Source organism: Pantoea sp. NPDC088449 (assembly GCF_044753225.1).
Taxonomy (GTDB): Bacteria; Pseudomonadota; Gammaproteobacteria; order Enterobacterales; family Enterobacteriaceae; genus Pantoea; species Pantoea floridensis.
The window spans coordinates 2,062,073-2,083,732 of the sequence record NZ_JBIVMT010000001.1; the positions used below are offsets into that span (position 1 = coordinate 2,062,073).

A 21,660-nucleotide genomic window follows, 5' to 3' on the forward strand; every position below is an offset into this window, starting at 1 on the left:
GGATAATCCTCATTTGCCGAACGCGGCCAGCGCGTTATTAAGTTGTTCAATACTTTCAGGGTTGATTTCGTCGGTAGCGCCCGGCATACCTTCAGGAGTGGCAGCAGCGCCTGGCTTGCTGCCGGTTAATGCTTTGAGAAGTTTTCGACGTTCGGAGCGCGGTGCATCGGTTTTTGCCAGCATCGCGTCCAGCTTCCGTAATGCAGCGGCGGGGCTGTCGTCGTCATCAGCGATTTCATCTGCCGAAAGCAACCGATCCGCAAAACCCTTATCAACGGCATCACTGCCACCAATGTAAGTTTCAGCGTCCATCATCGCGTCGATAGTGGCGGTATCCAGCCCCGTGCGAGCACCGTAGATATCGTTCATAGCCTTATCAAAAGGCACCATGTCCGCCGCAATCTGCTGAAGGTCGTGACGGTTGCCCATCGCATAAACCCAGCAGTTATGGATCATCAGGAATGCACCGCGACCAATCTGGACCTCATCACCAGCCATCGCGATAATCGAAGCAGCTGAGGCAGCAAGTCCAAGCACCTTGACGGTCACTTTCCCTTCGTATTCACGCAGCAGGTTGTAAATCGCCAGGCCTTCAAACATGTCGCCGCCCGGCGAATTGATGTTCACGGTCACGTCGGCACCGCCGATTGAGCGGAGCGCAGCAGCGATGCGGCTGGCGGTAACGCCATCGCCGTACCAGTCAACGCCAATGACGTCGAACACGGAAATGCTGTTTTCATCACTCTTTGCGGCCTTGATGCCACCGTTCCAGCGATCCATTGCGGAAGACGGCAGATTGCGATTTTCGCGCGCAAAAGGCCGCCCCTCCGGCGCTGCCGGAAGACTTTTTACTGTCATTGGGGATGCTCCTAAGCCGCCTGTTTAAGCGGTGATTGATCGAAAGGAATGTCCGGGAAAACGGCATTGTGGACTTCGCGCAACAGCGTGGCTCTTGTGGCAATGCTGTTTTTGCGTAAGTCTTCAAGCGGTGTCAGGTTCAGCTGCACGGTATAGATATCACCACCTTCAATCGGCGGCAGATTTTCCAGACGGCGCACGTCATTACGGGACATCCAGCCATTCTGCAGCGCGGTGGTGTAATAAGCGGAGCGTCCGGCGCTGTCGGCACGAAGCAGGCCTTCAACGGAGAACTCAGCAAATAGGTCTTCATCACCGTTCAGCAGGCAGCGTGAGATCTCCTGCTCAATGTTCACCAGCATCGGGCGCAGCGTATTCGTCAGGAAGAGCAGGTTCATGCCTTCAACGCTCGACGCCCAGCTACTCTGCTTATCAACGTGACCGACCATAAACGGCGGCACGCGGAACCAGCGGCAGATTTCCTCAATACTGAAGGATCGTGACTCCAGCATCTGCGCATCTTCAGGGTTAAGGGTGATGCCCTGGTAAGACATGTCGCCCTCAAGGACCATCACCTTGCCCGCGTTTTTTGAACCAACGAACCGGTTGAGGTTCTCGCGGTTTTTCTGGCGCTGCTCTTTGGTCAGCAGGTTCTTTGAAAGAAAGAAACCTGACGTCTGAATACCGTTTTCAAAAATTTTTGCGGCTGATTCTTCGACCGCCATCGCTGCACCAAACACGTCTCGCCCGGTGCGCATCGGCATCATTCCGCATACACCATCCAGACCAAAGCCCCGGATGTGCATCATATTTTTAACTGGGATGATGCGCGGTACGCCCTTCTCGGTGTATGTGTACTGCAGTTCGCCGCTGTCCAGCCGCTCCACCTTCATGCTCTGGGGAAGCAGCGGAACCAGTGAGACCAGCTTGGTACCGATCATCTTTTTCTCAACGTAGGCATTACCCCGCAGACAGATACTGGCAACGACCATCAGCATGAAGCGCGACGGCGTCATTTCGCTGTTCGGGCGGCGGCACAGCAGTTGATAGGCCGGATGATTAAGCGCCAGCTTGCGCGAGCCGTCAGCGGCACGTTCGTAAACCTTCATCGGCAGGGTTGAAACTGACTCGCTCAGCAGGCGCACGCAGGCCCATACAGAGGCCAGCGCCAGCGCTTTCTCTGCTGTCACGACCTTGCCGCTGCTACTGGTGCCGTACCATTCCTGCCAGAAAGCAGCATCGTTAAGCCCAATGGACTCACCAAGCCAGTTCACAATCGCGCTCTTGATGCGACCCGGCTGTTTTTTTTCCTTCATCAGATACCTACCATGATCGGGTCATCAAAAAAGTCATCAGGATCGCCGCTGTCCACCAGCACTGCATCCTCTGCTGCACCTATTGCCATAGCGGAAGCCACCACGCCGTCGATACGGCCGGTACTTTTCTTTTTGGCAAATATGCGGTTGTCCTTCTGGTCAGCCTCAAGCACCGCAGAGGCCGCATTCCAGCGCAGGCAGGGATTAGGGCGGATAACCAGTACCCGGTTATTAAGATGTTCCTCAAACAACTCGATAGATCGCGGCATCCAGAGTCCGGATTCTTGCGCCTTATAAAAGCCCTGACCGTGCGGAACAAGGTCAACGCTAACAGACTCGCTTTCGAGTTCGGGCTCCAGATATTTAATGCGATACTGGTCAAACGCGATGCACTTAATGTCATATCTGGCCGCCAACTCACCAATACGAACGGCAACAAACCCATAATTCACAGCCTTGCCCGGTGGCGCATGAATAAAACCATTACGCAGCCAGGCGTCATAGGGAACGTGATCCGTCTTGGCGCGCTCAAGCAGAGAGTCTTTAGGCGTCCAGAATTCAACTAAAAGCTTTTTGAATTTCGGGAAGTAAAGCGCCAGTGCAGTCAGATCACGGGAGCCTGACAGGTCCAGCCCCCCATAACACTCTTCTCCCGCCAAATCTTCGGGATCAAAGTCCTGTTCGCAATTCATCCAGGTGTCGCTGTCTATCCATGGGTCGGACGCTTCGACCCACTGACAGAAGTTAAGGCGACGAACGATGCTCTCTTTTGAAGGCATGCCACGCGCCTGCGTCACCTGCTCACGCAGATATTTATCCGTGAATGTTTGCCCCAGAGATGGGTTAGCTTTTCCCCAGCAGGATTCATCTTTAAATGGATCGTCGCCCTCATCCAGCGAACAAATGAAGCTGAAGAAGCTGTCATCAACGAGGTCACCGGCTGCAACCTTGCGACCGTACTCATGATATTCGTAGCAGACGCTGGTCTTATCGTGGCCACTGTTGGTGATGAGGAACATCAGCGCCTGACGGCGCCCCTTAGTCCCGGCACGCATCATCTCAACAACGGCGTTTGTTTTATGCTCATGGACTTCATCAATCAGCGCGCCGTGCGGACGCGGACCTGACTGACCATCATCAGAGCTGATGGGTTTAAAAAAAGAGCCCGTCTGCAGAAACGCGAGATTCCACACGTTAAGACCGGTGCCGGATTTGGTGATGCGCTGCGCCAGAGCGGGCGACTGATCGACCATCGTTACAGCATCGCGAAATAGGATCATCGCCTGGTCTTTTTTTGTGGCCGCCGCGTAGACTTCGGCGCGTGGCTCCTTGTCCGCCATCAGCAGATAAAGACCAACACCACCAGCCAGGGGAGACTTGCCTGAACCCTTACCGGATTCGATGTAGCTCATGCGAAAGCGGCGCGTGCCGTCTTCCGTCTTCCAACCAAACAGAGAACCAACGATGAAACACTGCCATGGCAGAAGGATAAAAGGCTTTCCCTCATGCTCCCCACCATTGAGCTTTAAAACCTGAGCGAAGAAATTAACGACGCGAGTTACAGCTTCAACATCCCAAAACAGTCCGCGCTCTGGCCCTTCTTCTAAATCGCGAAGATGCCGGGCGCAGGCAGCGCGGATATCCGGGCCCGCTATGACTGAGCCGCTGGTAACGTCCATGGCATATTGTGTAGCTGGATCAACCGAAGAACTGGTTGAACGGGTCTTCTTCTTTTTCTCCACCATCAGCATTTACCTTTGACCGGGCAGCCGGTGTAAGGCCGAACTCCACCAGATAACTTTTGAACCGGCGATCTACATCCGCCAGCATGGCGACAGCCGGGTTTGCTTTAATCAGAAAATCACCCATCTGGGTTTTAGTCGTATAGGTGCGCCCTTCGATATCGACTATCTGGCGCAATTGCAGAATTTCCGCATAAAGATCGCAGAGCCGTTCGAGCGCAAATGTGTCCGCAACCGTGAGCACGCCCATCCCGTCCAGAAGAACGGTGAGCTTTCCCCAGGCTGTTTTACCCCAGTCGGTCAGATGTGATGGAGGGCTTGGAATTTCCCGAGCGGGCTTCGGCTCTTTTTTATTGAGCACGCGCTTGCCGGGATTCCCAGTAACAACTTTCAGATGGGTAGGTTTTGGTCGTCTTCCGGCCATAAAAACCTCCCAGAAAAAAACTTTTCATTTCGCGGTTGTGCATAAAAAGGGGGGCGGGCGGTCAGGAAGAGGATAATCCATGAACTCTTTATCCGCCCCTCCCCGTGTATCTGTGCTCTATTCCCTGCGCCAGTGCGACTGTGGGTCTAGTGGCAGCCCGTTCTCGTCGCATCCGATAATATAACCGCGCTTCTCTTCGCGCTGCTTAGTAGAGTCGTGGTGCAGCTTACAGAGGGATTGCCAGTTGCCTTTATCCCAGAAGAGTTTTTGAGCTTTCGCTATGTCCTCCTGGTTACCGGCTCTAATTGCCTCTTTCAGGCGATGAGGCTTAATGTGATCGACGACCGTTGCTTCTATGGCTCTACCCTGCCTGTGGCACATGACACAGATGGGGTGCGATTTCAGGAATGACAGTCTGGCCTTGTCCCAGCGACTGTTGTAGATACGAGGCTCGGACATTGAAACTCCAATAAAAAACCGCCCTTAGGCGGCTTCATAAATTTCAAACTCACTTGTCTAAACTGACCAGAGCATCTGTGCAACACTTAAAGAAAAGCTCCCCAAACTTAGTTAGCTGTATACACCACATGTCGTATTTAATACTCTTTATTTCTGCCCATCTTTTCCAATCTTCAGAAGTAGCTTCGTTGGTGTACTCCAGCAGCCCTAGCTCGTTAAGATGCTCAATGTAAATATAGAAATTATTTGGGTAGAAATATTCCTCAGGATGAAGTGTCATATCAAGAAGGTTTTTTTCCTCATCGTAAAATGGAAAACTTTTCCCTTCCAGCAATAATTCTCTTTCCTCTTTAGTAACAAGGTCCCAAGTAAGCATATGTTTTATATAAAGCGAAGGCTTTTTCTTTGAGAGGCGAAGAAGGAATAGAGCCTCATCTGAGGATAGCTGTCCGATAATTGGCAGGAAAGCCGGATGAGCTTGATTATTTCTTTCTCGGTCCATAGATGCAGACAATAGCTCGACATAGAGTTTTCCTACCAGAGTCTCGCTATCATGATGTTTTAATTTATCAGCAATATCTAAAATTAATCCTTCAGGAGGAGTAACTCTCCTTTCTTCTGGAACTTTTTGGATTGCACGCTTAAAGCCCTCGTCAATTCTATCTTGTATGAAAGCAGTACACTGAACCGGGAAAGTGATAAGCCTTAGTGTTTTGGCTAAGTCTTCTCCTAGTTTGCCAAACTGCCGAAGCATGGGCTTTGGAGCATCATTATATAGTTGAAGCCAAACATCCTTAGGTATTGATTGAATTAGATCAAGTGTCTCTTTGTCCATTATAGCCCCCTCAAGAATTACGAGAACTATAACACTGAAATATGACCATCCATTGAGTTTATATGATGATTCTAATCATGATAACTACCATGAGAGTTAATGTGTTTGTATTTTCACAATTGCCGCCCTATCGATGTTGCACTGCTCAATCACGCCATAAAGCGAAATGTTCAGCTCTACTGATTCGCCATAGTTCATGGAGTCACCGGGAGCCGGTGCCTGTAATGGGCTTGTCAGTTCCGCTGGCAGGTTTAACCGTGGCTGGCTGATTGTCCGGTATTCCACTTGCTGACTTTGCCGCGTCCCGCAACCGCTCAACAGCGCGACTATCGACAGGAGCAGCAGCGCTTTTATCCGCTTCCAGATAGCGCTTAATCTCATTCTGTAATTTCCTGTTCTGCTGTGCCGTCACCGCGCGTTGTTCTGCAACCTGACTCATCACCGCGTTTTGCTTGTTAACAGCCTTTACCAGATCATTGACGCTGGCGGCTAAGTCGTCGTTCTTTGAGCGCAGATCGTTTATCTGGCTGTCTTTACTGTTTGCCAGTTGTTCCAGCCGCTCGTTAGTAGCAGTCAGCTGTGAGTTACGGGCATTCAGTCCCCAAAGACAGATGCAGATAAGAGCAATGAAAAATACGTGCGAATAGTTTCGGATAATGCCGATTACGTTGAACATAGAATCCCCTTAGCTTTTAATAAGCGGGATTTCCTGTCTTCCAGACCGTTAGTACCACCGTTAATGACTTTGGTGATGCGGGTAACATCATCAAGGTCTGCCAGTTCGTTTAAGCCGTGATTCTTCCACCATGCTGCTGCTGACATCGCCGCCTGAAGGTTTTCAGTCAGCAGGTCGGGGTTTGCCACCACGTCAGCACTGAGTTGACCAGACAGGGCTGCGTAGTTTGCCTTGCCGGTAATCTGAATAATCCCACGACCGCGATAGCGGTACCCATCACCAGAAGCAACGTCACCATTGCCATTGCGGTTAGCGTAAATGATGTTGGCGATCATCTTCTGATTGGCGGAATGCTCAGCGTTGCGTCCATAGGCTTTTGCCTGTGCCGCTGTGATGCGCTTGCCAAACATGGCAAGGAGCGCATTCTCGCTGTAGTCCAGGCCCTCTTCCACTTTCGTGAAACCGGCTGACTCATGCCCCACCTGCGCCAGAAAGTGCGCCTGACGCAACGCGGTAGTGATGCCAAATGAATTCATGCTGGCAGCGATGCGGGGAAACCACTTGTCGCGCAGCGCATCAGATACGCCGGTAGCGCGCTGGAAATTACTGGGTGTCAGCATTGCCATCCCCTAATCGTTTATCGATGAAGCGACGAAGTTTTGTTGAGAACCAGTCAACGCCAAGAAAGCCAAGAAACACGGCAACCACTCGCGTCAGGTCATCGCTGAAGTTCCAGTTAAAGACAGAGCCCATAACCTGTAGTGTCGGCTGAAGAAAAAACGCAAACACGCTGCACATAGCTGCATCAAGCAATCGGCGCGGCCATGTGTCACGGCCAAAATATGTCGCCCGTAGAATCGCCATCACACCGGCTAAACCGGCATAACCCGATTCGTTTTTGTGGGCATATAGCCAGGCAAGCAGGCTTGCCCAGAAGCCCGGATCACGTTCTGGCATACGTTTCATCCTCACCTCCCAATAACAGGTCGGTGCCGTCGGTAGTCTTTAAATAAAAATTGCGCACCGCCACGGCGTGAAAGTTTCGGATAACAGTGATTGGCGGGCGCAAAAACGAAAGAAGGCCGCTCTATGGCGACCCTCTTAAATATGAACCCTGACGCATTACGCGATAGTTTCCTGGCCCGTCAGCCACAGGGTTAATTATTACGTGCAAATAAAAACGCCCGATAGCTGGTGAAGCTTCGGGCGTTTATGTCACTCACAGATTTTGCAACTGAGTCTTGAAGAATAAGAAGTACTGCGTAGTAACGAGCCTTATCAGATTATCAGGCTTTTTACGTACGTAAATACTTTTTATGCACTTGCTCTAAAATCTTCTCGCTGAACATAACGGTCCATCTGCAGGGGTATATCCAGCATCATCAACATGCCATCTACCACGCCCTCCGCTTTCTGAAGCTTTTTCCCAATATGGCCATCAGAGCATTGGTGCTTTCTCGCCAGCTCCATAAAGGTTTTTCCAAATACGTAGTAATCGAAGAGCAAATCGTGCAGGTCTTCATTGTTCTTATTTAATTTGGCTATACAGCTGCACAGCAGCATTGCGTCATCATCGCAACATGACTGGCGGGATTTTACTTTTGAAGGAATTAAACCGCTGAAACCGGCCGCAATAGATGACCAGTAAACTTGCTCTTTGTTGCTGGATACCCAAGCGCCCCAGCGCTCAAGTACTAATTGAATATCACGCATTTGTTATCCTCCACGCTTTTAATTTACCCGATCACGCCGACTGCAATCGAGTGATCGAGGAATCTGAACAGCAGCACTACCTGACTGCCGTATTTCTCTTCGAATACTTTTGGATCACGGTGCAGTTCATCGTGATGCGCTCTGCAAAGCGGTATCACAAATAAATCATGCGCCTTTGTTCCCATCCCCCCTTGTCCGTGTCCGATAATATGGTGCGGGTCATCTGCTAGCTTTCCGCAACAGGCGCATGGTTGCGCCTTGACCCACCGCGTGTACTTCTCATTGATATATCTGATGCGCTTTGGTCGCGCCATGTATGACTGTGGCGACTCCGGGTCGATGCTGATTGTCAGAACCTGCTTCACCACCTCGGCCGATTCTAGAATCATCTCCTGCGCCGACCGCGCTGGAGTGATCACCGCTTCCGGCATTGGCCCGGTATCAACAACTGGCTTAGGCATACGCAGAACGCTGCGGGCGTGTGATTCTGGTATCAGGTCGATTACTCCCTTTAAGCATGCCCACCAGCACAGCTCAGGTAACGTCATTCGGTGATCCGCGCCCAAACCCATCTGAAGGCATGCCGATTCGATTACCCACCGCGCCAGATTGCTTGCTGCGACGTTTTCCAGGATACCAGGCATGCCATTTGAGCGACAGTAATTATCACAGGCATAACACAGGCAAAGTGAGCCAAAATCAGTCCGCAGAGTAGTGTAATGCTGATGGTGGTAGGAATCTTTTTCAGGATACTGACAGGCGCTAATTTTTTGCACCCATGCATCATGGTTTTCCCATCCACCAGCAGCTACGATCACCTTTTCGTCAGCGAAGAAAGCTTTAAGCGGTGGGTCATCCAGTAATGGCTGGCTGCTGTCGTTGATTAAGCCCGATGGAAGGTGTGACATGTCACGCGGCATTGTGCAGACCAGTACGCGTTCACGGAACATTGGTATCAGATCGCGACCCGGCTTAAGCAGCACAATACCGGTGTTGATAGCTACGTCAGGTGTGAGTATTGCCCTCATGCGGCCACCGCCTGATATTCACTGATCGTCACCTCTGATTTGCCACCCTTCGTAATTGGACCCCATTCGACTATCAACCGCTGAATCTGCTTGTCATCCACCCATACGCCAGCATGTGTCAGGCTATCGAATGCGGCTTTCAGATAGTTGTCCAAATCGCGCTGGCGCTTGTCTGGCGGGTAAAGGATCACAGTCACAACAACATTCACTGTAATCGGCTTTGGGCGGCGCTTCAGTTGCTGGTATACCGCCGCAATAGCATTGGATCGGAAAGAGCGCCCGGAGGCGCTGATTAATACTCCCTTTGGCGTGTGTCGCCAGTAGGTGTTTAATGTTGGAGGGAATGGCAGGGTTAACTTCATTCAGCCCCCTCACCACTTTCACGGCAATCATCGCCGCTGGTTTGATGGTTGGTGAACTGGCTCATCATGACTCCTTACTTATCGCACGGATCCATGATTCCCAGCAGGATTGCGTCCGATGGTGAAGGTATTCACCGCTTCCCTTTCGCGAAATATCATCCTGTTCTACATGTGGCATGGACATAATCCAAGCTTCAAATTTCTTTCGCTCTAACTCTTCTTTCAACATCCTTCCCTCCCATCATTCTCAATCACCCGATAGGCGATGATGTCGCAGTCCATTTCATCCCGAACATAGTTTCCGTTGGCCCATATTAATGCTTCCGATGCACAGAAAAACTTGGCCTGACCGCTACGAAGGCGAACATCGACAATTGCACCATCTTTCACAGGGCACTGCCCACCCTTCCACTCAATCCAGCCATCATTTTCAATCTGCCGGTAGGTGTCCGTTGGGGATTCCTGCTGCTCCAGTTCTGGCGGCTCATTTTCTATTTTCCGCAGCGTTTCGCGGTCAATCCAAAGTACATAGCCAACCATTCCATCATGACGTGCAACGTTTCCTGGATTAATGGCATCAGTCAGAAATGAAATCTCTGAGCATGCCGGGTTACGTCGCTGCTTAATGTTGCTCATGCACTCATGCAGAAATTGAAGGTTTGCCTTGTCACCCTGCAAAGCTTCAAGCAAAACTTGCTTTACTGATTTAGCCATAATCAGAACCCACCCTTGGATTTGTTCGTGCCACCTTTGTGGGGATGGTGATCGATCATGCGACCCTCCCAGCGATCAGTTGCACGCTGCTGTCACACTGGTTGCCCCAGCAATCCCAGCCCTCGGCGGCGGTACGCGCAAATAACTCAATGCGTGAAACGTCACCATAAAGTTTCTCCAGACGATTTCTTACTTCCCACGGCTTAGCGCTGTGTTCGCCCAGGCATGAATACACAACCTGCTTAACCGATGCGCTGCAGCGTTCCAGACCAGTGCCGCGAGTAGCTATCAGCACATCCTCTGTGTTGCTTCGGGTGTGGTTGCCGCCGTTCATGCGGGTCTCTGCGTTCAGCATGTCCAGCAGATCGGTGAAGTCGTGAATGGTCTGTTCGGTCAGCGCGCGGTTGAAGCGCTCTTCGGCACGCTGGTTCAGCTTCACCCACGTGAAACCCTTCATGGTGCGCACCCGGAATCCCCACGCTTCAGCCAGTTCGCGGGCCTCTTGGTTATGGGTGCCGGTGTACCACATAGCCAGTACCGAATTTTCAGTACCTAAATCCCATACTGGCAGGCGCTTAAGGTCAGCCATTGTCATGGTCTGATAGTGGTCAGTTGCAGCACCATTGCTGATGCTGTTGTTGTAAGGCCATGGAGGATCGGCGTAGATGAGTTGGTATGGCATTACGCGCCCTCCTTGATGTGCTCACGCGGCTCGCCATCTTTCGGCTCAGGCCATTTGCGGGACATGTTCACTGCCAGCTTGATATCCATGGCTGTGTTGAGTTCATCGTCGGTGATGCCAGCGCGGCGCATTGCATCCCACAGCAGGAACTGGAGGTCAGCCCATTCGGACAGGTCGTCTACGGCTTCGGCTGCTTCCATCGCTTCTTTGGCTAGGTGTTTCAGTGGGCCAATCGGACCGACATCACCGAAGGTTTGCTGTGACCATGCGGCGTGTTTTTTGCGAATGGCTTCGCGTACCTGTGCTGGGTTGGCGATTGCTGCGGAGCGGGTCAGTTTCTTCTTGCCACTGGCCTTGGCTTTTGCCAGCCCCTCAGCTGCAATAGTCCCGGCTTTGGCTCCATGTTCGCGGGAGAGTGCAACGGCTGTAGTGGCGGCGACCTCGTTACGCTTCACCATGCCAATCAGCTCATCACCGCTAGCCAGCAATGCGAGGTGCTGATCGACATCTGCAACGGAGCGCTTAACCTTCTTCGCGATTTCAGCTGGCTCCCATCCCTGATTGCTCATGCGCTGGTAAGCTGCTGCGCGTTCCAGTGGCTCCAGTGCGCGGCCCTGACTGCTCGTTACCATGAACGCAATACGATCAGCTTCGCTGCCTGTGAAGTCTTTGCACTCCAGGCGGATTTCGTGGCCTGCTTCCTGTGCCAGCTTCGCGCCATGCCAGCGGTGGTGACCGTCGATAATCTTCACGCCCTGCTCTGTTACCTGTACGGTCAGTGGCGGGACGTGCTCGCCGGCAATGTAAGCATCGCGGAATTCTTCGACGTGAACCTGATTGATGTCGCGAACGTTGTAACCAGGTTCGATATACAGCTCACTAACACCCAGCAGGTAAGTTTTACGTACCGTGATGTCGGTTTCGTTGTTGTCTTTGTTTTTGTAAACCTGAAGCAAATTGCTCATGCTGTTTTCAACTCCCATACGAGGGCAATAACTAAACCGGTAATCATCAGGGCAGCCAGACGGATGCCACGGTAGTAATCTTCGTTGCGCCAGTAGTGCGCTTTGATGGCCGATTTCATCGCTTTCTCCTCGCCTTCTCTGGGAAGTCAGGCTCAGGCTTTGGCAGCCGCCAGTTAGCCATGCTGATGCAGTACTTACGGCAAGTGATGGCCTTTTCACGCAGTCCAGGATTCTTCGTGCAGTCGAATGCACGCAACCAGGTATCTGCCGCCTTGTTCCACCAGTTTTTGTCCTGGTACCGGTACGCCTTGTCGCTCAACTCCACGAACGATGCATCCTCAGCAGCATTAGGGACAGATGTGAAATAACGGGTGTACTCGTCTCGCCATACCTCACCAGTCGCTGCAAGCCTTTGCAGGGTGAAGCTCACCGTGCTTCTGGTTCTACCAATGGCTTGAGATATTTGAGCCGGTGTCTTGCCTTCGTGAGTAATCAGGTGCGTAAGAATCAGCGTTTCAGTGTTCATCGTTACCCCCGGAAGCCATCAGGAATTGGATAATCAGCGCTTGGAACGTGCATCACATCGCGCTTCCATTGACCACCGACACACGGAGGCCGGCCAGCCTTCTCCCAGTTGCCAGCCGATTTCAGGTAGCCAGGGAACTTACTCTGACGAAACAGCGTTGATGGTCGCAGGTAATCACTCATCTGAGCGTCGCTACCCCACTTCGCGACCATGTAATCAACGGTCAGGATCAAATCATCGGCAGTAAAATCTTCCGCGAGTCGTCCACGAATAGGGCCAAGCGATGAACTGGCTTTCTGGTAGCGAGTACCAGCTGCACGATTCAGGTGTTCGAGAACGTTAATAGCCAGCCGATTTGAATCAATCCTGCTGTCGGGTTTCGCAGAAACCTGACTAAGTGTTTTTACTGATGGATCATGTTTTGAATTTAATGACGGATCGTCGCCAGATTCTGGAGGGTGAAAACCGCATTTCATGCTGGATTCTGGTGCACCAGATATCGATGCGTCAGAAACTGATGCACCAGATTTTGATGTGTCAGAATTTGACGTGTCAGATTTTGATGCATCAGATTCTGTCAGGTGAAACATGGCAGCTTCGCGCATCTTTTTGACATTGAGTTGATACAGGTTCGAGGCATTGCGATTGCCGTTTCGGCGTTCGGTTCGGGTCAGCCAGCCCTCTTGCTCAAGAGTTGCAATAGCCGTACGCACCGTGCTGGCACCTGCGCCGATCTGGCGGGCAATGGTGGCAATTGAGGGCCAGCAAACGCCCTCGTCGCTGGAAAAGTCAGCAAGACGCGCCATGATGGCAACGCTGGTGATCTTCATTCCCGCTGCGGCGCAACCGTCCCAGACGTATGCAGATAATTTAACGCTCATGTGGTGCCTCTATTTCCCGAAAATCGCGCTGGAACTGGTGTAGAGGACAGAAGCACTCACCATGTTCGTAATTGTCTCTGAGGTAGATGACCCGGCCTGATTCTGGCTCCCAGCGGATAACCCGAACGGGTATACCGCGACGATCTCTGAACCATCGGTCAAGTTCTCGCACTGGGTAGCCTCCGGTTTACGATAGAAATCATTCCATGCGTTTTGCACTACCACCGGCTCCGCTGACTGGTAGTTGTTTGACCCACCAGCGACGCGTAATATTTGCTCATACCGCAACTGACCAGCCTCCACGCGGCAGCGAAATTGCACTGAAGGTCTTATTTGATTTATGCTGTTCATGTCGTTACTTCTCCACGCAAGTTGATTTGACGATGCCGAACGCTCCGGTCTGCAAACTGGGGCGTTCAACTTTTCTGCTCTACTCACTTCACACCTCCGTTGCCTGAATCTGCATTCCGGCTACTTCCGCCTTACGATTAACCATGAACAAATCCACGTTGTGATCTGAAACACCCACGCCATAAAGAGCGAGGAAGCCAAAAAAACCATGCATCTGATGGCGCATCTTCTGATGGAATAAACCGGTAAGCGTTTTAAGCTCTTTTTTGTCGATGATTCCGTCAGCAGCTGCCTCGCGCTTAGCTATCGCTAACTCACCAGCAGCAGCGTTGGACTGCATTTCAATGTCGAACAAATCAACCTTATCCACGTGCTGCACTGAAGAGATGTCCACCAGCGTTAAGCCTTTACGGTTGGCGAAGTACTCAGCCAGGTAAGTGCTACCTGATATGTCTTCCATCTGCTGCAACTCATCCATCGAGAAGAAGCGGCTGCCGCACTTGCGGTAAAGATGGTTATGGAACTGATCGATAGTCATGCCCATGTCATCAGCCATACCCAAACGACCGTGTGGGTGTGCTTTGCACATAAGCCGAACTGCCGTGTTGATGGTGTCTACCATTTCAATTTCCCTGTTGTAGTTACCGCTAAGCGGCAGTCGCTTTAGAATCAAGTTCGGGCCAGATTTTCATCCAATCATTGGGATGAAGGTCCTTTCTGCTTACCGCCCCGTCTGAATTAATTTCGATGAGAACTGATAAAGCTGGGCCTAACTTTTGCCCCTTGCTAATAGCCTTACGGAGGTATTCAAGTGAAGTTTCGCAAGTCGCAGCGAAGTCCCGTTGCTTACCCAACGCAAGGCCATTCAGATACGTTCTTAACGTTTCCATGAAGCCTCCTGTGGTTGATGAAATCAGTATACCTACAAGTATACTCAATTCAATACCTGAGAGTCATTTACCTTCAGGTACTTTTTCGTATCATTCGGGTATGAAAACTGAACCAAGTCATGACATCTTCGAAATCCGTAGACAAAAGCTTCAAGAGCTTATTGATGGATATGAAACTCAAAGAAAGTTTGCAGAGGCTGCAGGCCTAGATGCGACTGTCGTATCTCGTATGCTTTATCCATCAGGGAAGGCAAATAAACGCAATATTGGCGAGCAGTCTGCACGCCAGATAGAAGATGCGTTAGGGTTGAGTCGGGGTTGGTTAGATGGCTTAGCTAATACGAAAGATTCAAATGTGGCCTACAAGGGCCCTAATGAGCCTAAGGGAAACTTTCCTGTAATAAGCTGGGTAAGCGCAGGGCAATGGATGGAAGCCGTAGAACCATATCACCGAAAAAGCGTTGACCGTTGGTATGAAACAACAGTTGACTGTTCAGAAAGTTCATTTTGGCTAGATGTTAAAGGCGATTCGATGACAGCCCCGGCTGGGCTGAGTATTCCAGAAGGAATGGCTATTCTGATCGATCCAGAGGTTGAAGCACGAAATGGAAAACTCGTTGTTGCAAAGCTAGATAGCGAGAACGAAGCCACCTTTAAGAAGCTTGTAATAGATGCGGGTCGTAAATTTCTCAAGCCCTTGAATCCTCAATATCCAATGACGGAAATTAACGGCAATTGTCGCATAATAGGTGTAGTTGTGGATGCTAAAGTCACCAACCTTCCCTGAGCACTCAACATACCTCTTCTAACCCGGTATTTACCGGGTTTTTTATGCACGTAAAACACCACAAATAAATAAATTCCCTTCACATTCATAATCATATACCCACGCGTACAAATTATTTACCTTTAAGTATTTACACTCAATATACTCATAAGTATATTTAGGCCATCGGATGTATACGTGAGGTACTTGAAGTGAAGATGATTAAGCAAATGGCCGACACCAGCTTAAGTGACTTGATCACCTTCCTGAAACTCTTCCCTGATGCCGAACTCATCTGTGATGCAGATACCGGTGTAATGACGTTCGAATGCAGTGAAGTGGATGTGCAATACAAGGCTGTGTTTTGAGTGTTTGGGCGGTTTCTTCGGGGCTTTCAACCTTTGTAGGAGAGGGAAGATAGTGTTCGTCCGGGTAACCGCCACTTTTTAGCGAGTTTATTGATGGCCAAGAAATCAAAAAGCGCCGCAAGTGGACGCTTAAGAGACAGTAAGACCAAGCCGTTCGTGATTCAAAACGGATCGGTTGTCATTGATGTATCGGTTATCAAGCAGACTTCGCTGACGAAAGAATCTTAATGATTGTTTGCTTCGCTCCCTCGACCGCTTCCTCGTGTCCAGGAAGATTTAGAGGTGCTGCTTTAACGAATTCACAAGCCTTTTCTTTGTCAATAAGGCCAGAATTAATTAGCGCAGCGATTAGGCTGACGGTGATTTCTGTTCTTACCGTTAGGTTTGCGAAGTTGGCGTCATACTGCTTGTGCGCGGCCTTAAGTCTATCAATGTCGAAATTTAATGCGTTAATTTGAGCCTGAAGTCCATTGTTATCCATAAGATTCTCTAATTGCCTGTGTAGGAATGGGCAGCATACCACCGAGCCTGATGTGGTGAAAAGACAGGCACACAACGATGAGAGCATTTGGTGGGCGTACTCTGGCGCGCCACTAGAGCGCTAAGTGCTCTCAACGTTGTGGTGAATGCGAAAGCATGGGTGTGATTAGCGAGTAGTCATGCTGTCGGCTGAAGCCGCTGGATAACAAACCCGCCTTGAGCGGTGGCTAAACCAGCGCGCGTGAACGGCGAGGAGCACCGGCCACCACAACTTAAATCCGCAGGCTGGTTCAGTCTTAATTGACCATCAGTGCCTGCGCCGGATGGGGTAACCGGCACACAATGGTGAGAGCTTTAACCCCCGGAATCGTTTGGTTCATCCTCAGCCGGGCCGGGAACTGTAAAGCTCTCAACCATTGTGGTGATGGCACCAAGTGCGAGTGTGGTGAACTGGCCCAAACGATTACGCGATCGGTTGAGGCTCAAAGTCTAAACCCGCTCTGGTTCTTGCCAGTTCAGCCAGAGCTCCGGGAGGCACCCGGCACCGCAATACCTTTCAACGTGGAGTAACGAGGCTACAGGTTTTGCAGAACCTGTCAGCCAATTAAATGAATCCCTCAATGATTTATTGCCAGCAATGGCAAGGGATTCCCGCAACCAAAAAGCGTGGAGGAAGTATGCAGCATCCTAAAGACCATATAACCGTGGGCATCGTCACCCTGCCCTACAGCATCATTTTAGCCGGCTGGATTATGCCGGACGGCTCAGTGATTACTAATCCGATTGCAGCGCAGGCAGCTGCCGAGCGCCTTAACAGCGCAAGCCGTACCGTTCACTGAGGGCCACCAGCATGATTAACCAAAAATCAAACAAAGAAGTGGTTGCTGCCTCCCATCTGTTTGCTAAATCCATCGGGGCTGACACGCCGCTACTGGAGATTGCAAAACTGGTAAGCGACCTTGCTTCACGCCTGGACGTTGCAAACGTTCGTGGCAACCTGATGGCTGCTGAAGTGTTGCGCATGAACAGCGTGCTACCGGATGCAATCAGAGCGCTTCAGAGCACTGGTGAACACCTGAATCTTATTGATGACATGAATGTTGCGCTCGCAACACCAGCATCCGATCAGTGGATTCGTACTTTGCGCTGTGAAGCGTTTGGTGAAGCTCGCCGGGCTGTATCGACGCTGGGCAATAACCACCAGCCTGGTATCTCTCACGCGGTGAATATCATTTCGCAGCTGGAAATGGATTTACTCCGCTCACGTCCGGTAACGCTGAAGGTGGTTTCATGAAAATTCAAACAAAACCAGTTGTTGTCATGTATGAGTCAGATGAAGCGGCGAGCATTCAAACCTTAACTGGATGGGTCGATAGGAGTGGCAGGTTCTGGGGCCAAGATGAGCATATGGCTCGCTACTGCGGCAGTACGCATCGCATTTGCGATAAAAATCCCGACCATGGTATTCGTGCCAGCAATGGCTACTGCGAGAAATGCTGGGAAGCAAGCCGACAAGAGAAATTCATCGGTCTTGAGAGAAAGGTATGGGCCGGTGAGCCTCTGGTGATTTTTGATGATGATACTTATTTCTTCGACGCTGAATCTTTGGTTGATCACTGCTTGGAAAACAACGTGCTTCCTTCAGAATTGAAGTTATTAATCTGCACGCCAAATTATCCACGCGAAATCGATATGAATGACCACTTCGAAGACATCATCCCCGATGGCGGTGATCATCATGATATTCCCGAGGCCATTTGGTTGGCTGCAGAGGCTCTGAATAAAGCCATTCGCGAAAGCGAGCCTATCTCTTGGTGCGGGAGCGAGTATGCCGCCATCATTTCCGACGACTTACTTAACGACGAGCAGAAGTCAGATTTTTATGCTGCGCGTTCTGCCATGACTAAGGATGGTGAGTGATGAAACTAAAAATGTTCACTCTTAATGGAGAGACCGTCATTGAAACTAACGCTGTGACTCAGTTCAGCGCTGATTTCGCTAACGGAGGTAATTTCACAAAAATTGAAACCGTGGGCACTGATGGAACGCTTTCTGAGGTAGTGGTTAAGCATGATTTCTATCAAGTAACGCAAGCATTAGCTAACGCTTGGGCGTTAGAAGAAAAGGCGGTGCGCCATGTGTGAACGTGGAATCCACTTTAACAGCGAAATGGTTCGTGCAGTTATGGAAGGCAGGAAGGTGCAGACACGCCGGATCATGAAGGTGCAGCCGGAATCACACCAGTTCGGCTTATTGCGCATCACTGATTCAACTAAACGCGGCGATATTGGTAAATACCACTGGGCCGAGTCGAATGCTACTGGAGTCCATACACGCTCAGCTTTGTTCTCATGCCCATTCGGTGCAGTAGGTGATCGCCTGTGGGTGCGTGAGACGTGGGCCGATGTGAATCATGAAGGCTGTCCAGCTGTGGCATACCGCGCAGATGGTGAAGTCCGAGACCTCAATGAAGATGAAGGTGAAGAGGACGATCCGAACCTTGAAAAGTATTGGTTTGCAAACTGGTACCCAGACCTGATTAACGGCACAGAAGGTAGATGGACGCCATCCATCCACATGCCGCGCTGGGCTTCCCGCATAACGCTTGAGATTACCGGCGTTCGTGTGGAGCGGCTAAATAGCATGACCGAGAGTGATGCGCTTGCTGAAGGGTGTAATGGCGGGCACGACTCTATCCCCGGCTACATGTACAGCGCCACGCCACATGAGCACTTCCATCATGTCTGGCAATCCATTTATGGCGCTGACAGCTGGCAGGCTAACCCGTGGGTGTGGGTCATTGAGTTTAAGCGCGTGGCTAATCACACAATTGGATCGTCTATCTCTTCCACCAGCTCGGAGCCCTGATTATGAATATTGCCTACCTTTCTGGAAACTGGATGCCAGGTGAAGTCTTTTTCAGGCAACGCCGCATCATGCGCGATTTCCTGCGCGCGTTCGGGTGTGGTGTCAGCGCTGAGCCACTCCCGGACAGCATCGCCTGTCAGCACCAGCGGTCGCCGGTCATGAATATCGACCATGCCTTTGTTACTTGCAGCCGTCACGATGACAAAGCCTTCGTGTCCGTGATCTTTATCGTAGGGAGCTTTGCCAATAGCAGCGAAGAAAAGTGGCTGGTTTTTCTTATGGTAGATGAAGTAAGGCTGCTTTTTATCGCCATCCTTCTCCCACTCAAACCAACCATCAGCCGGAACGATGGCGCGACCATGATTCCACAGGGGTTTGAACATACGACCGGTCGCGGCAGTTTCGCCGCGAGCATTAATCAGCGGCTGCTTATCCCACCATTCGGGACCGTAGCCCCAAATAACCGGGTCGAGATGAAACTCATCATCGCGTTCGTTAAGCAGAAGCACCTTTGTGCCGGGGGCAACGTTAAAGCGCCCTATTGGTTCCGGGTCATATTGGATTTCGTCAGCCTTGAGGCCGAACGATTCAAAATACTCGTCTCTGCTGCTGTACTGCGCAAATCGTCCACACATATGTACCTCCTGCCTAAGCATAGTGCAGATAAGGAAGCATAACGATGAGCATGACAGCAGCTGAGCGCAAAGCAGCGCAGCGGGCACGTCAGGCCGCTGCCGGTGAACAGAAACTGGAGCTGGTTCTGGATAGTCAGGAATTAGCGATGCTGGCGCACAACTGCGCCGCTCGTCGCCCCGGTCGCGAACCCTATGATGCAGCTGAGTATATCGCGCTGCTGATTCGCCAGGATGATGCGCGTGTGCGTTCGAGATTTCGGATAATCAGCAAGCGTAAGTGCGGTAAGTGTGGTGATCGATTGCCGGTTAGGGATTGCCCATGCAAAGGCGAAGCAGCATGTTGGGCTAATCGCGGCTGGCATGAAACCAAATTAATGCTGTGACATGTCACGGTTAAATTAACCCGTTGCAGCGGGTGAGCGTGGAGGAAAAATGAATACTGATTTTATGAGCGAGCAGGAAGTTATGCAGGAAATTGGCAAGGCGCGTACAGCTCTATGGCGTTTGCGTAAGTGCCACGGCTTCCCCTCACCTGTCCTGACCCATCCGGCACGCTATAGCCGAAAAGCAGTTCAGAGGTGGATTGAGTCAGGTGGTATTAACCGAGCTGTTTAACATGCCAAAAGATTTTATCAGCGTAGAGTTCATAAGCTTTACGCTGATCCTCAAGCCAGTCATGTTTATTGTAAACTGCCATCACCCCGCCCAACTCATGCCCCAACATCTTTTCGGTAACATGCGGCATTACTCCTTCACTGGAGAGATTGGTAACCAGTGATCGCCTGAAGTCGTGTGTGCGCCATTCTGGTATCTCTATTCCACTTCGCAGCTTCTTCATGTAGAGATTTGACGAAGACCTGTCTATTGCCTTATCCAGTTCCTGTCCAGGAAAAAGCACGTCGTTACCAGTGGCAAGCAGCCGATCAATGTAAGGCTTAACCTGTTCAAATATTGGTCTGCGTATCACGTTACCCATCTTCGAATGTATTGCCGGGGTCGTCCAGATGAAGTCGCTCATGTTGAATTCTGCAGCGTTCGCCAGGCGAAGTTCAGAAAGGCGCGCGCCCCAGAGCAAAAGCAACTGGTGAAGAACACGATTAGAGGTAGTGATTTTGCTGTTTTCCAGCGCTAGCCATATCTTAGCCAGTTCGGTATAGGTCAGGACGCGATCACCAACATCAGGTTTTTTACCGATGTTCTTCACGCTAAGCTTAGTGAGCTCGCAGGATGGAATGAGCTGGCGGCTGATACACCAGTTGATAACAGAACGGAGCTGCAGCAGTAGCACCCTCGCCTTTTTCTTATTAAGCTTCTCCTGCTTATCAAAGAATAAAACCCACTGCGATACCGGAATGTTTGCAACCGGCATGTCTTCGAATTCTGTGTACATGGTGTTGTACACAACTGACTTGTACAGAATTTTGGTGTTGGGTTTGAGCCCTTCTACATACTTATCCCACCACTCATCAAGGCAATCTTTGATAGTTAACTCACCCTTGCTGCTGGCAAAGTAGGTTTTAGGGTGGATGCCCTTCGTGTACAATCCGCGCATCTCGCCGACAATCACGCGTGCATCTTTGAGAGTCGTGGTGGGATAGCGACCAACAGTCAGGCGAACGGGCTTACCGTTCCAGCGAAAGCGAAACTGAAAAGCTATTGTTCCGGTTGGGGTGATCCGGGCGCTCAGGCCATCGCCGTCAGTGACTTCTGCCGGGCCACCATATGGCTTACCGTTTATGCTTCGAAGTTTGGTATCGCTTAGCGCCACTTATTTATTTCCTGTACACACCGATTCATTGCATTCTGTACTCAATGTGTACTCAAAGGCAAGTGAACGAACCTGATATGATTAAGAATCAAGCGAAACAAACTCACACAGTTAAAACTGTAACGGTTGTTAAAAACTGATGTTTTACGGTAGTATAGAAACGACTTCGGTTAAATCAGAAGTAACGAAAACAAGGTCTCCTTAGTTAAATGGATATAACGAGCCCCTCCTAAGGGCTAGTTGCAGGTTCGATTCCTGCAGGGGACACCAGTTAATTGCCGTTCTCCCCCTTAAATCAGCCCTCTCGCTACGGCAAGCGTTCATCCATCCGTGCTCATTATTCTCGCCACAAC

At 50.7% G+C, this 21,660-nt stretch carries 33 protein-coding genes and 1 tRNA gene; 10 read left to right on the forward strand and 24 right to left on the reverse strand.

Going from position 1 to position 21,660, the window contains the following annotated elements:
* Positions 1-9: 9 nt before the first annotated feature.
* The 21 genes from ACIP6T_RS09770 to ACIP6T_RS09870 form a co-directional block, all read right to left on the reverse strand.
* On the reverse strand, positions 10-858 hold the full coding sequence (locus tag ACIP6T_RS09770) for a head maturation protease, ClpP-related (protein WP_400456654.1): 849 nt from the start codon (positions 856-858) through the stop codon (positions 10-12).
* Positions 859-869: 11 nt separating this feature from the next.
* Positions 870-2,174, reverse strand: a complete 1,305-nt coding sequence (locus ACIP6T_RS09775; RefSeq protein ID WP_400456656.1) for a phage portal protein — start codon at positions 2,172-2,174, stop codon at positions 870-872.
* Positions 2,174-3,919, reverse strand: coding sequence for a terminase large subunit (locus tag ACIP6T_RS09780; protein ID WP_400456658.1), 1,746 nt, complete (start codon positions 3,917-3,919; stop codon positions 2,174-2,176). The genes ACIP6T_RS09775 and ACIP6T_RS09780 overlap by 1 nt, the downstream gene beginning before the upstream one ends.
* Complete coding sequence (locus ACIP6T_RS09785; protein ID WP_400456660.1) at positions 3,873-4,340, reverse strand: phage terminase small subunit P27 family; 468 nt, start codon at positions 4,338-4,340, stop codon at positions 3,873-3,875. The genes ACIP6T_RS09780 and ACIP6T_RS09785 overlap by 47 nt, the downstream gene beginning before the upstream one ends.
* A gap of 117 nt (positions 4,341-4,457) precedes the next feature.
* Positions 4,458-4,799 carry an HNH endonuclease gene (locus tag ACIP6T_RS09790; RefSeq protein WP_400456662.1) on the reverse strand — a complete coding sequence of 114 codons (342 nt, stop codon included), beginning with the start codon at positions 4,797-4,799 and terminating at the stop codon, positions 4,458-4,460.
* Between the two features lie 49 nt (positions 4,800-4,848).
* Positions 4,849-5,634, reverse strand: a complete 786-nt coding sequence (locus ACIP6T_RS09795; RefSeq protein ID WP_400456664.1) for an Abi-alpha family protein — start codon at positions 5,632-5,634, stop codon at positions 4,849-4,851.
* 202 nt (positions 5,635-5,836) lie between these two features.
* Complete coding sequence (locus ACIP6T_RS09800) at positions 5,837-6,310, reverse strand: Rz lytic protein (protein ID WP_400456665.1); 474 nt, start codon at positions 6,308-6,310, stop codon at positions 5,837-5,839.
* The gene (locus tag ACIP6T_RS09805) at positions 6,298-6,930 is read right to left on the reverse strand and encodes a glycoside hydrolase family 19 protein (protein ID WP_400456667.1); all 633 of its coding nucleotides are present in this window, start codon (positions 6,928-6,930) and stop codon (positions 6,298-6,300) included. Before ACIP6T_RS09805 ends, ACIP6T_RS09800 begins: the two co-directional genes overlap by 13 nt.
* Positions 6,914-7,267, reverse strand: coding sequence for a phage holin, lambda family (locus ACIP6T_RS09810; RefSeq protein ID WP_277977401.1), 354 nt, complete (start codon positions 7,265-7,267; stop codon positions 6,914-6,916). The genes ACIP6T_RS09805 and ACIP6T_RS09810 overlap by 17 nt, the downstream gene beginning before the upstream one ends.
* Positions 7,268-7,624: 357 nt before the next feature.
* A complete protein-coding gene (locus ACIP6T_RS09815) occupies positions 7,625-8,023 on the reverse strand; it encodes an antiterminator Q family protein (RefSeq protein WP_400456669.1) in 399 nt (132 codons plus the stop codon).
* Between the two features lie 23 nt (positions 8,024-8,046).
* On the reverse strand, positions 8,047-9,051 hold the full coding sequence (locus tag ACIP6T_RS09820; protein ID WP_400456670.1) for a DUF968 domain-containing protein: 1,005 nt from the start codon (positions 9,049-9,051) through the stop codon (positions 8,047-8,049).
* Positions 9,048-9,413 carry a RusA family crossover junction endodeoxyribonuclease gene (locus ACIP6T_RS09825; RefSeq protein WP_400456672.1) on the reverse strand — a complete coding sequence of 122 codons (366 nt, stop codon included), beginning with the start codon at positions 9,411-9,413 and terminating at the stop codon, positions 9,048-9,050. Before ACIP6T_RS09825 ends, ACIP6T_RS09820 begins: the two co-directional genes overlap by 4 nt.
* A gap of 222 nt (positions 9,414-9,635) precedes the next feature.
* A complete protein-coding gene (locus ACIP6T_RS09830; RefSeq protein ID WP_400456674.1) occupies positions 9,636-10,127 on the reverse strand; it encodes a hypothetical protein in 492 nt (163 codons plus the stop codon).
* A gap of 55 nt (positions 10,128-10,182) precedes the next feature.
* Entirely contained in the window at positions 10,183-10,809 is a 627-nt protein-coding gene (locus ACIP6T_RS09835) for an MT-A70 family methyltransferase (RefSeq protein WP_400456676.1), read from the reverse strand.
* Complete coding sequence (locus ACIP6T_RS09840) at positions 10,809-11,774, reverse strand: dATP/dGTP pyrophosphohydrolase domain-containing protein (RefSeq protein WP_400456678.1); 966 nt, start codon at positions 11,772-11,774, stop codon at positions 10,809-10,811. The genes ACIP6T_RS09835 and ACIP6T_RS09840 overlap by 1 nt, the downstream gene beginning before the upstream one ends.
* Positions 11,771-11,893 (reverse strand): hypothetical protein, encoded by a 123-nt coding sequence (locus ACIP6T_RS09845; protein WP_400456680.1) that lies wholly within the window; start codon positions 11,891-11,893, stop codon positions 11,771-11,773. Before ACIP6T_RS09845 ends, ACIP6T_RS09840 begins: the two co-directional genes overlap by 4 nt.
* Positions 11,890-12,300, reverse strand: coding sequence for a MarR family transcriptional regulator (locus ACIP6T_RS09850; RefSeq protein WP_400456682.1), 411 nt, complete (start codon positions 12,298-12,300; stop codon positions 11,890-11,892). The genes ACIP6T_RS09845 and ACIP6T_RS09850 overlap by 4 nt, the downstream gene beginning before the upstream one ends.
* A 2-nt stretch (positions 12,301-12,302) precedes the next feature.
* Positions 12,303-13,181, reverse strand: coding sequence for a conserved phage C-terminal domain-containing protein (locus tag ACIP6T_RS09855; RefSeq protein ID WP_400456683.1), 879 nt, complete (start codon positions 13,179-13,181; stop codon positions 12,303-12,305).
* Positions 13,171-13,353 carry a DUF4222 domain-containing protein gene (locus ACIP6T_RS09860; protein WP_400456685.1) on the reverse strand — a complete coding sequence of 61 codons (183 nt, stop codon included), beginning with the start codon at positions 13,351-13,353 and terminating at the stop codon, positions 13,171-13,173. The genes ACIP6T_RS09855 and ACIP6T_RS09860 overlap by 11 nt, the downstream gene beginning before the upstream one ends.
* Before the next feature lie 267 nt (positions 13,354-13,620).
* Entirely contained in the window at positions 13,621-14,154 is a 534-nt protein-coding gene (locus ACIP6T_RS09865; RefSeq protein ID WP_400456686.1) for a YmfL family putative regulatory protein, read from the reverse strand.
* 25 nt (positions 14,155-14,179) lie between these two features.
* Positions 14,180-14,422 carry a Cro/Cl family transcriptional regulator gene (locus ACIP6T_RS09870; protein ID WP_400456687.1) on the reverse strand — a complete coding sequence of 81 codons (243 nt, stop codon included), beginning with the start codon at positions 14,420-14,422 and terminating at the stop codon, positions 14,180-14,182.
* A 100-nt stretch (positions 14,423-14,522) separates the two neighbouring features.
* Between ACIP6T_RS09870 and ACIP6T_RS09875 the strand changes: the two genes are divergently transcribed.
* Together ACIP6T_RS09875 and ACIP6T_RS09880 are read left to right on the forward strand one after the other, a co-directional pair.
* Entirely contained in the window at positions 14,523-15,209 is a 687-nt protein-coding gene (locus ACIP6T_RS09875) for a LexA family protein (protein ID WP_400457116.1), read from the forward strand.
* A gap of 191 nt (positions 15,210-15,400) precedes the next feature.
* Positions 15,401-15,556, forward strand: a complete 156-nt coding sequence (locus ACIP6T_RS09880; protein WP_400457135.1) for a hypothetical protein — start codon at positions 15,401-15,403, stop codon at positions 15,554-15,556.
* A gap of 196 nt (positions 15,557-15,752) precedes the next feature.
* Here ACIP6T_RS09880 and ACIP6T_RS09885 read toward each other — a convergent pair whose 3' ends face one another.
* Complete coding sequence (locus ACIP6T_RS09885) at positions 15,753-16,037, reverse strand: hypothetical protein (protein ID WP_400456689.1); 285 nt, start codon at positions 16,035-16,037, stop codon at positions 15,753-15,755.
* Positions 16,038-16,713: 676 nt separating this feature from the next.
* Here ACIP6T_RS09885 and ACIP6T_RS09890 point away from each other — a divergent pair.
* Genes ACIP6T_RS09890 through ACIP6T_RS09910 form a run of 5 tightly spaced genes read left to right on the forward strand, consistent with a single transcriptional unit; the run spans position 16,714 to position 18,904 of the window.
* The gene (locus ACIP6T_RS09890; RefSeq protein WP_400456691.1) at positions 16,714-16,875 is read left to right on the forward strand and encodes a DUF1317 family protein; all 162 of its coding nucleotides are present in this window, start codon (positions 16,714-16,716) and stop codon (positions 16,873-16,875) included.
* A gap of 11 nt (positions 16,876-16,886) precedes the next feature.
* Positions 16,887-17,330, forward strand: a complete 444-nt coding sequence (locus ACIP6T_RS09895) for a hypothetical protein (protein WP_400456693.1) — start codon at positions 16,887-16,889, stop codon at positions 17,328-17,330.
* The gene (locus ACIP6T_RS09900) at positions 17,327-17,956 is read left to right on the forward strand and encodes a hypothetical protein (protein ID WP_400456696.1); all 630 of its coding nucleotides are present in this window, start codon (positions 17,327-17,329) and stop codon (positions 17,954-17,956) included. Before ACIP6T_RS09895 ends, ACIP6T_RS09900 begins: the two co-directional genes overlap by 4 nt.
* On the forward strand, positions 17,956-18,180 hold the full coding sequence (locus ACIP6T_RS09905) for a hypothetical protein (protein ID WP_400456698.1): 225 nt from the start codon (positions 17,956-17,958) through the stop codon (positions 18,178-18,180). The genes ACIP6T_RS09900 and ACIP6T_RS09905 overlap by 1 nt, the downstream gene beginning before the upstream one ends.
* Positions 18,173-18,904 (forward strand): hypothetical protein, encoded by a 732-nt coding sequence (locus tag ACIP6T_RS09910; protein WP_400456700.1) that lies wholly within the window; start codon positions 18,173-18,175, stop codon positions 18,902-18,904. Before ACIP6T_RS09905 ends, ACIP6T_RS09910 begins: the two co-directional genes overlap by 8 nt.
* On the opposite strand, the gene ACIP6T_RS09915 is transcribed toward ACIP6T_RS09910, so the two are convergent.
* Positions 18,859-19,539, reverse strand: a complete 681-nt coding sequence (locus ACIP6T_RS09915) for an SOS response-associated peptidase family protein (protein WP_400456702.1) — start codon at positions 19,537-19,539, stop codon at positions 18,859-18,861. The genes ACIP6T_RS09910 and ACIP6T_RS09915 overlap by 46 nt on opposite strands.
* Positions 19,540-19,583: 44 nt before the next feature.
* Between ACIP6T_RS09915 and ACIP6T_RS09920 the strand changes: the two genes are divergently transcribed.
* Positions 19,584-19,922: a hypothetical protein gene (locus ACIP6T_RS09920; RefSeq protein ID WP_400456704.1), complete on the forward strand. Its 339-nt coding sequence runs from the start codon at positions 19,584-19,586 to the stop codon at positions 19,920-19,922.
* Between the two features lie 49 nt (positions 19,923-19,971).
* Entirely contained in the window at positions 19,972-20,154 is a 183-nt protein-coding gene (locus ACIP6T_RS09925) for a helix-turn-helix transcriptional regulator (protein WP_400456706.1), read from the forward strand.
* On the opposite strand, the gene ACIP6T_RS09930 is transcribed toward ACIP6T_RS09925, so the two are convergent.
* A complete protein-coding gene (locus ACIP6T_RS09930; RefSeq protein WP_400456708.1) occupies positions 20,138-21,307 on the reverse strand; it encodes a tyrosine-type recombinase/integrase in 1,170 nt (389 codons plus the stop codon). The genes ACIP6T_RS09925 and ACIP6T_RS09930 overlap by 17 nt on opposite strands.
* Positions 21,308-21,502: 195 nt before the next feature.
* Between ACIP6T_RS09930 and ACIP6T_RS09935 the strand changes: the two genes are divergently transcribed.
* Positions 21,503-21,577, forward strand: a tRNA-Arg gene (locus tag ACIP6T_RS09935).
* The last annotated feature ends 83 nt before the right edge of the window (positions 21,578-21,660 follow it).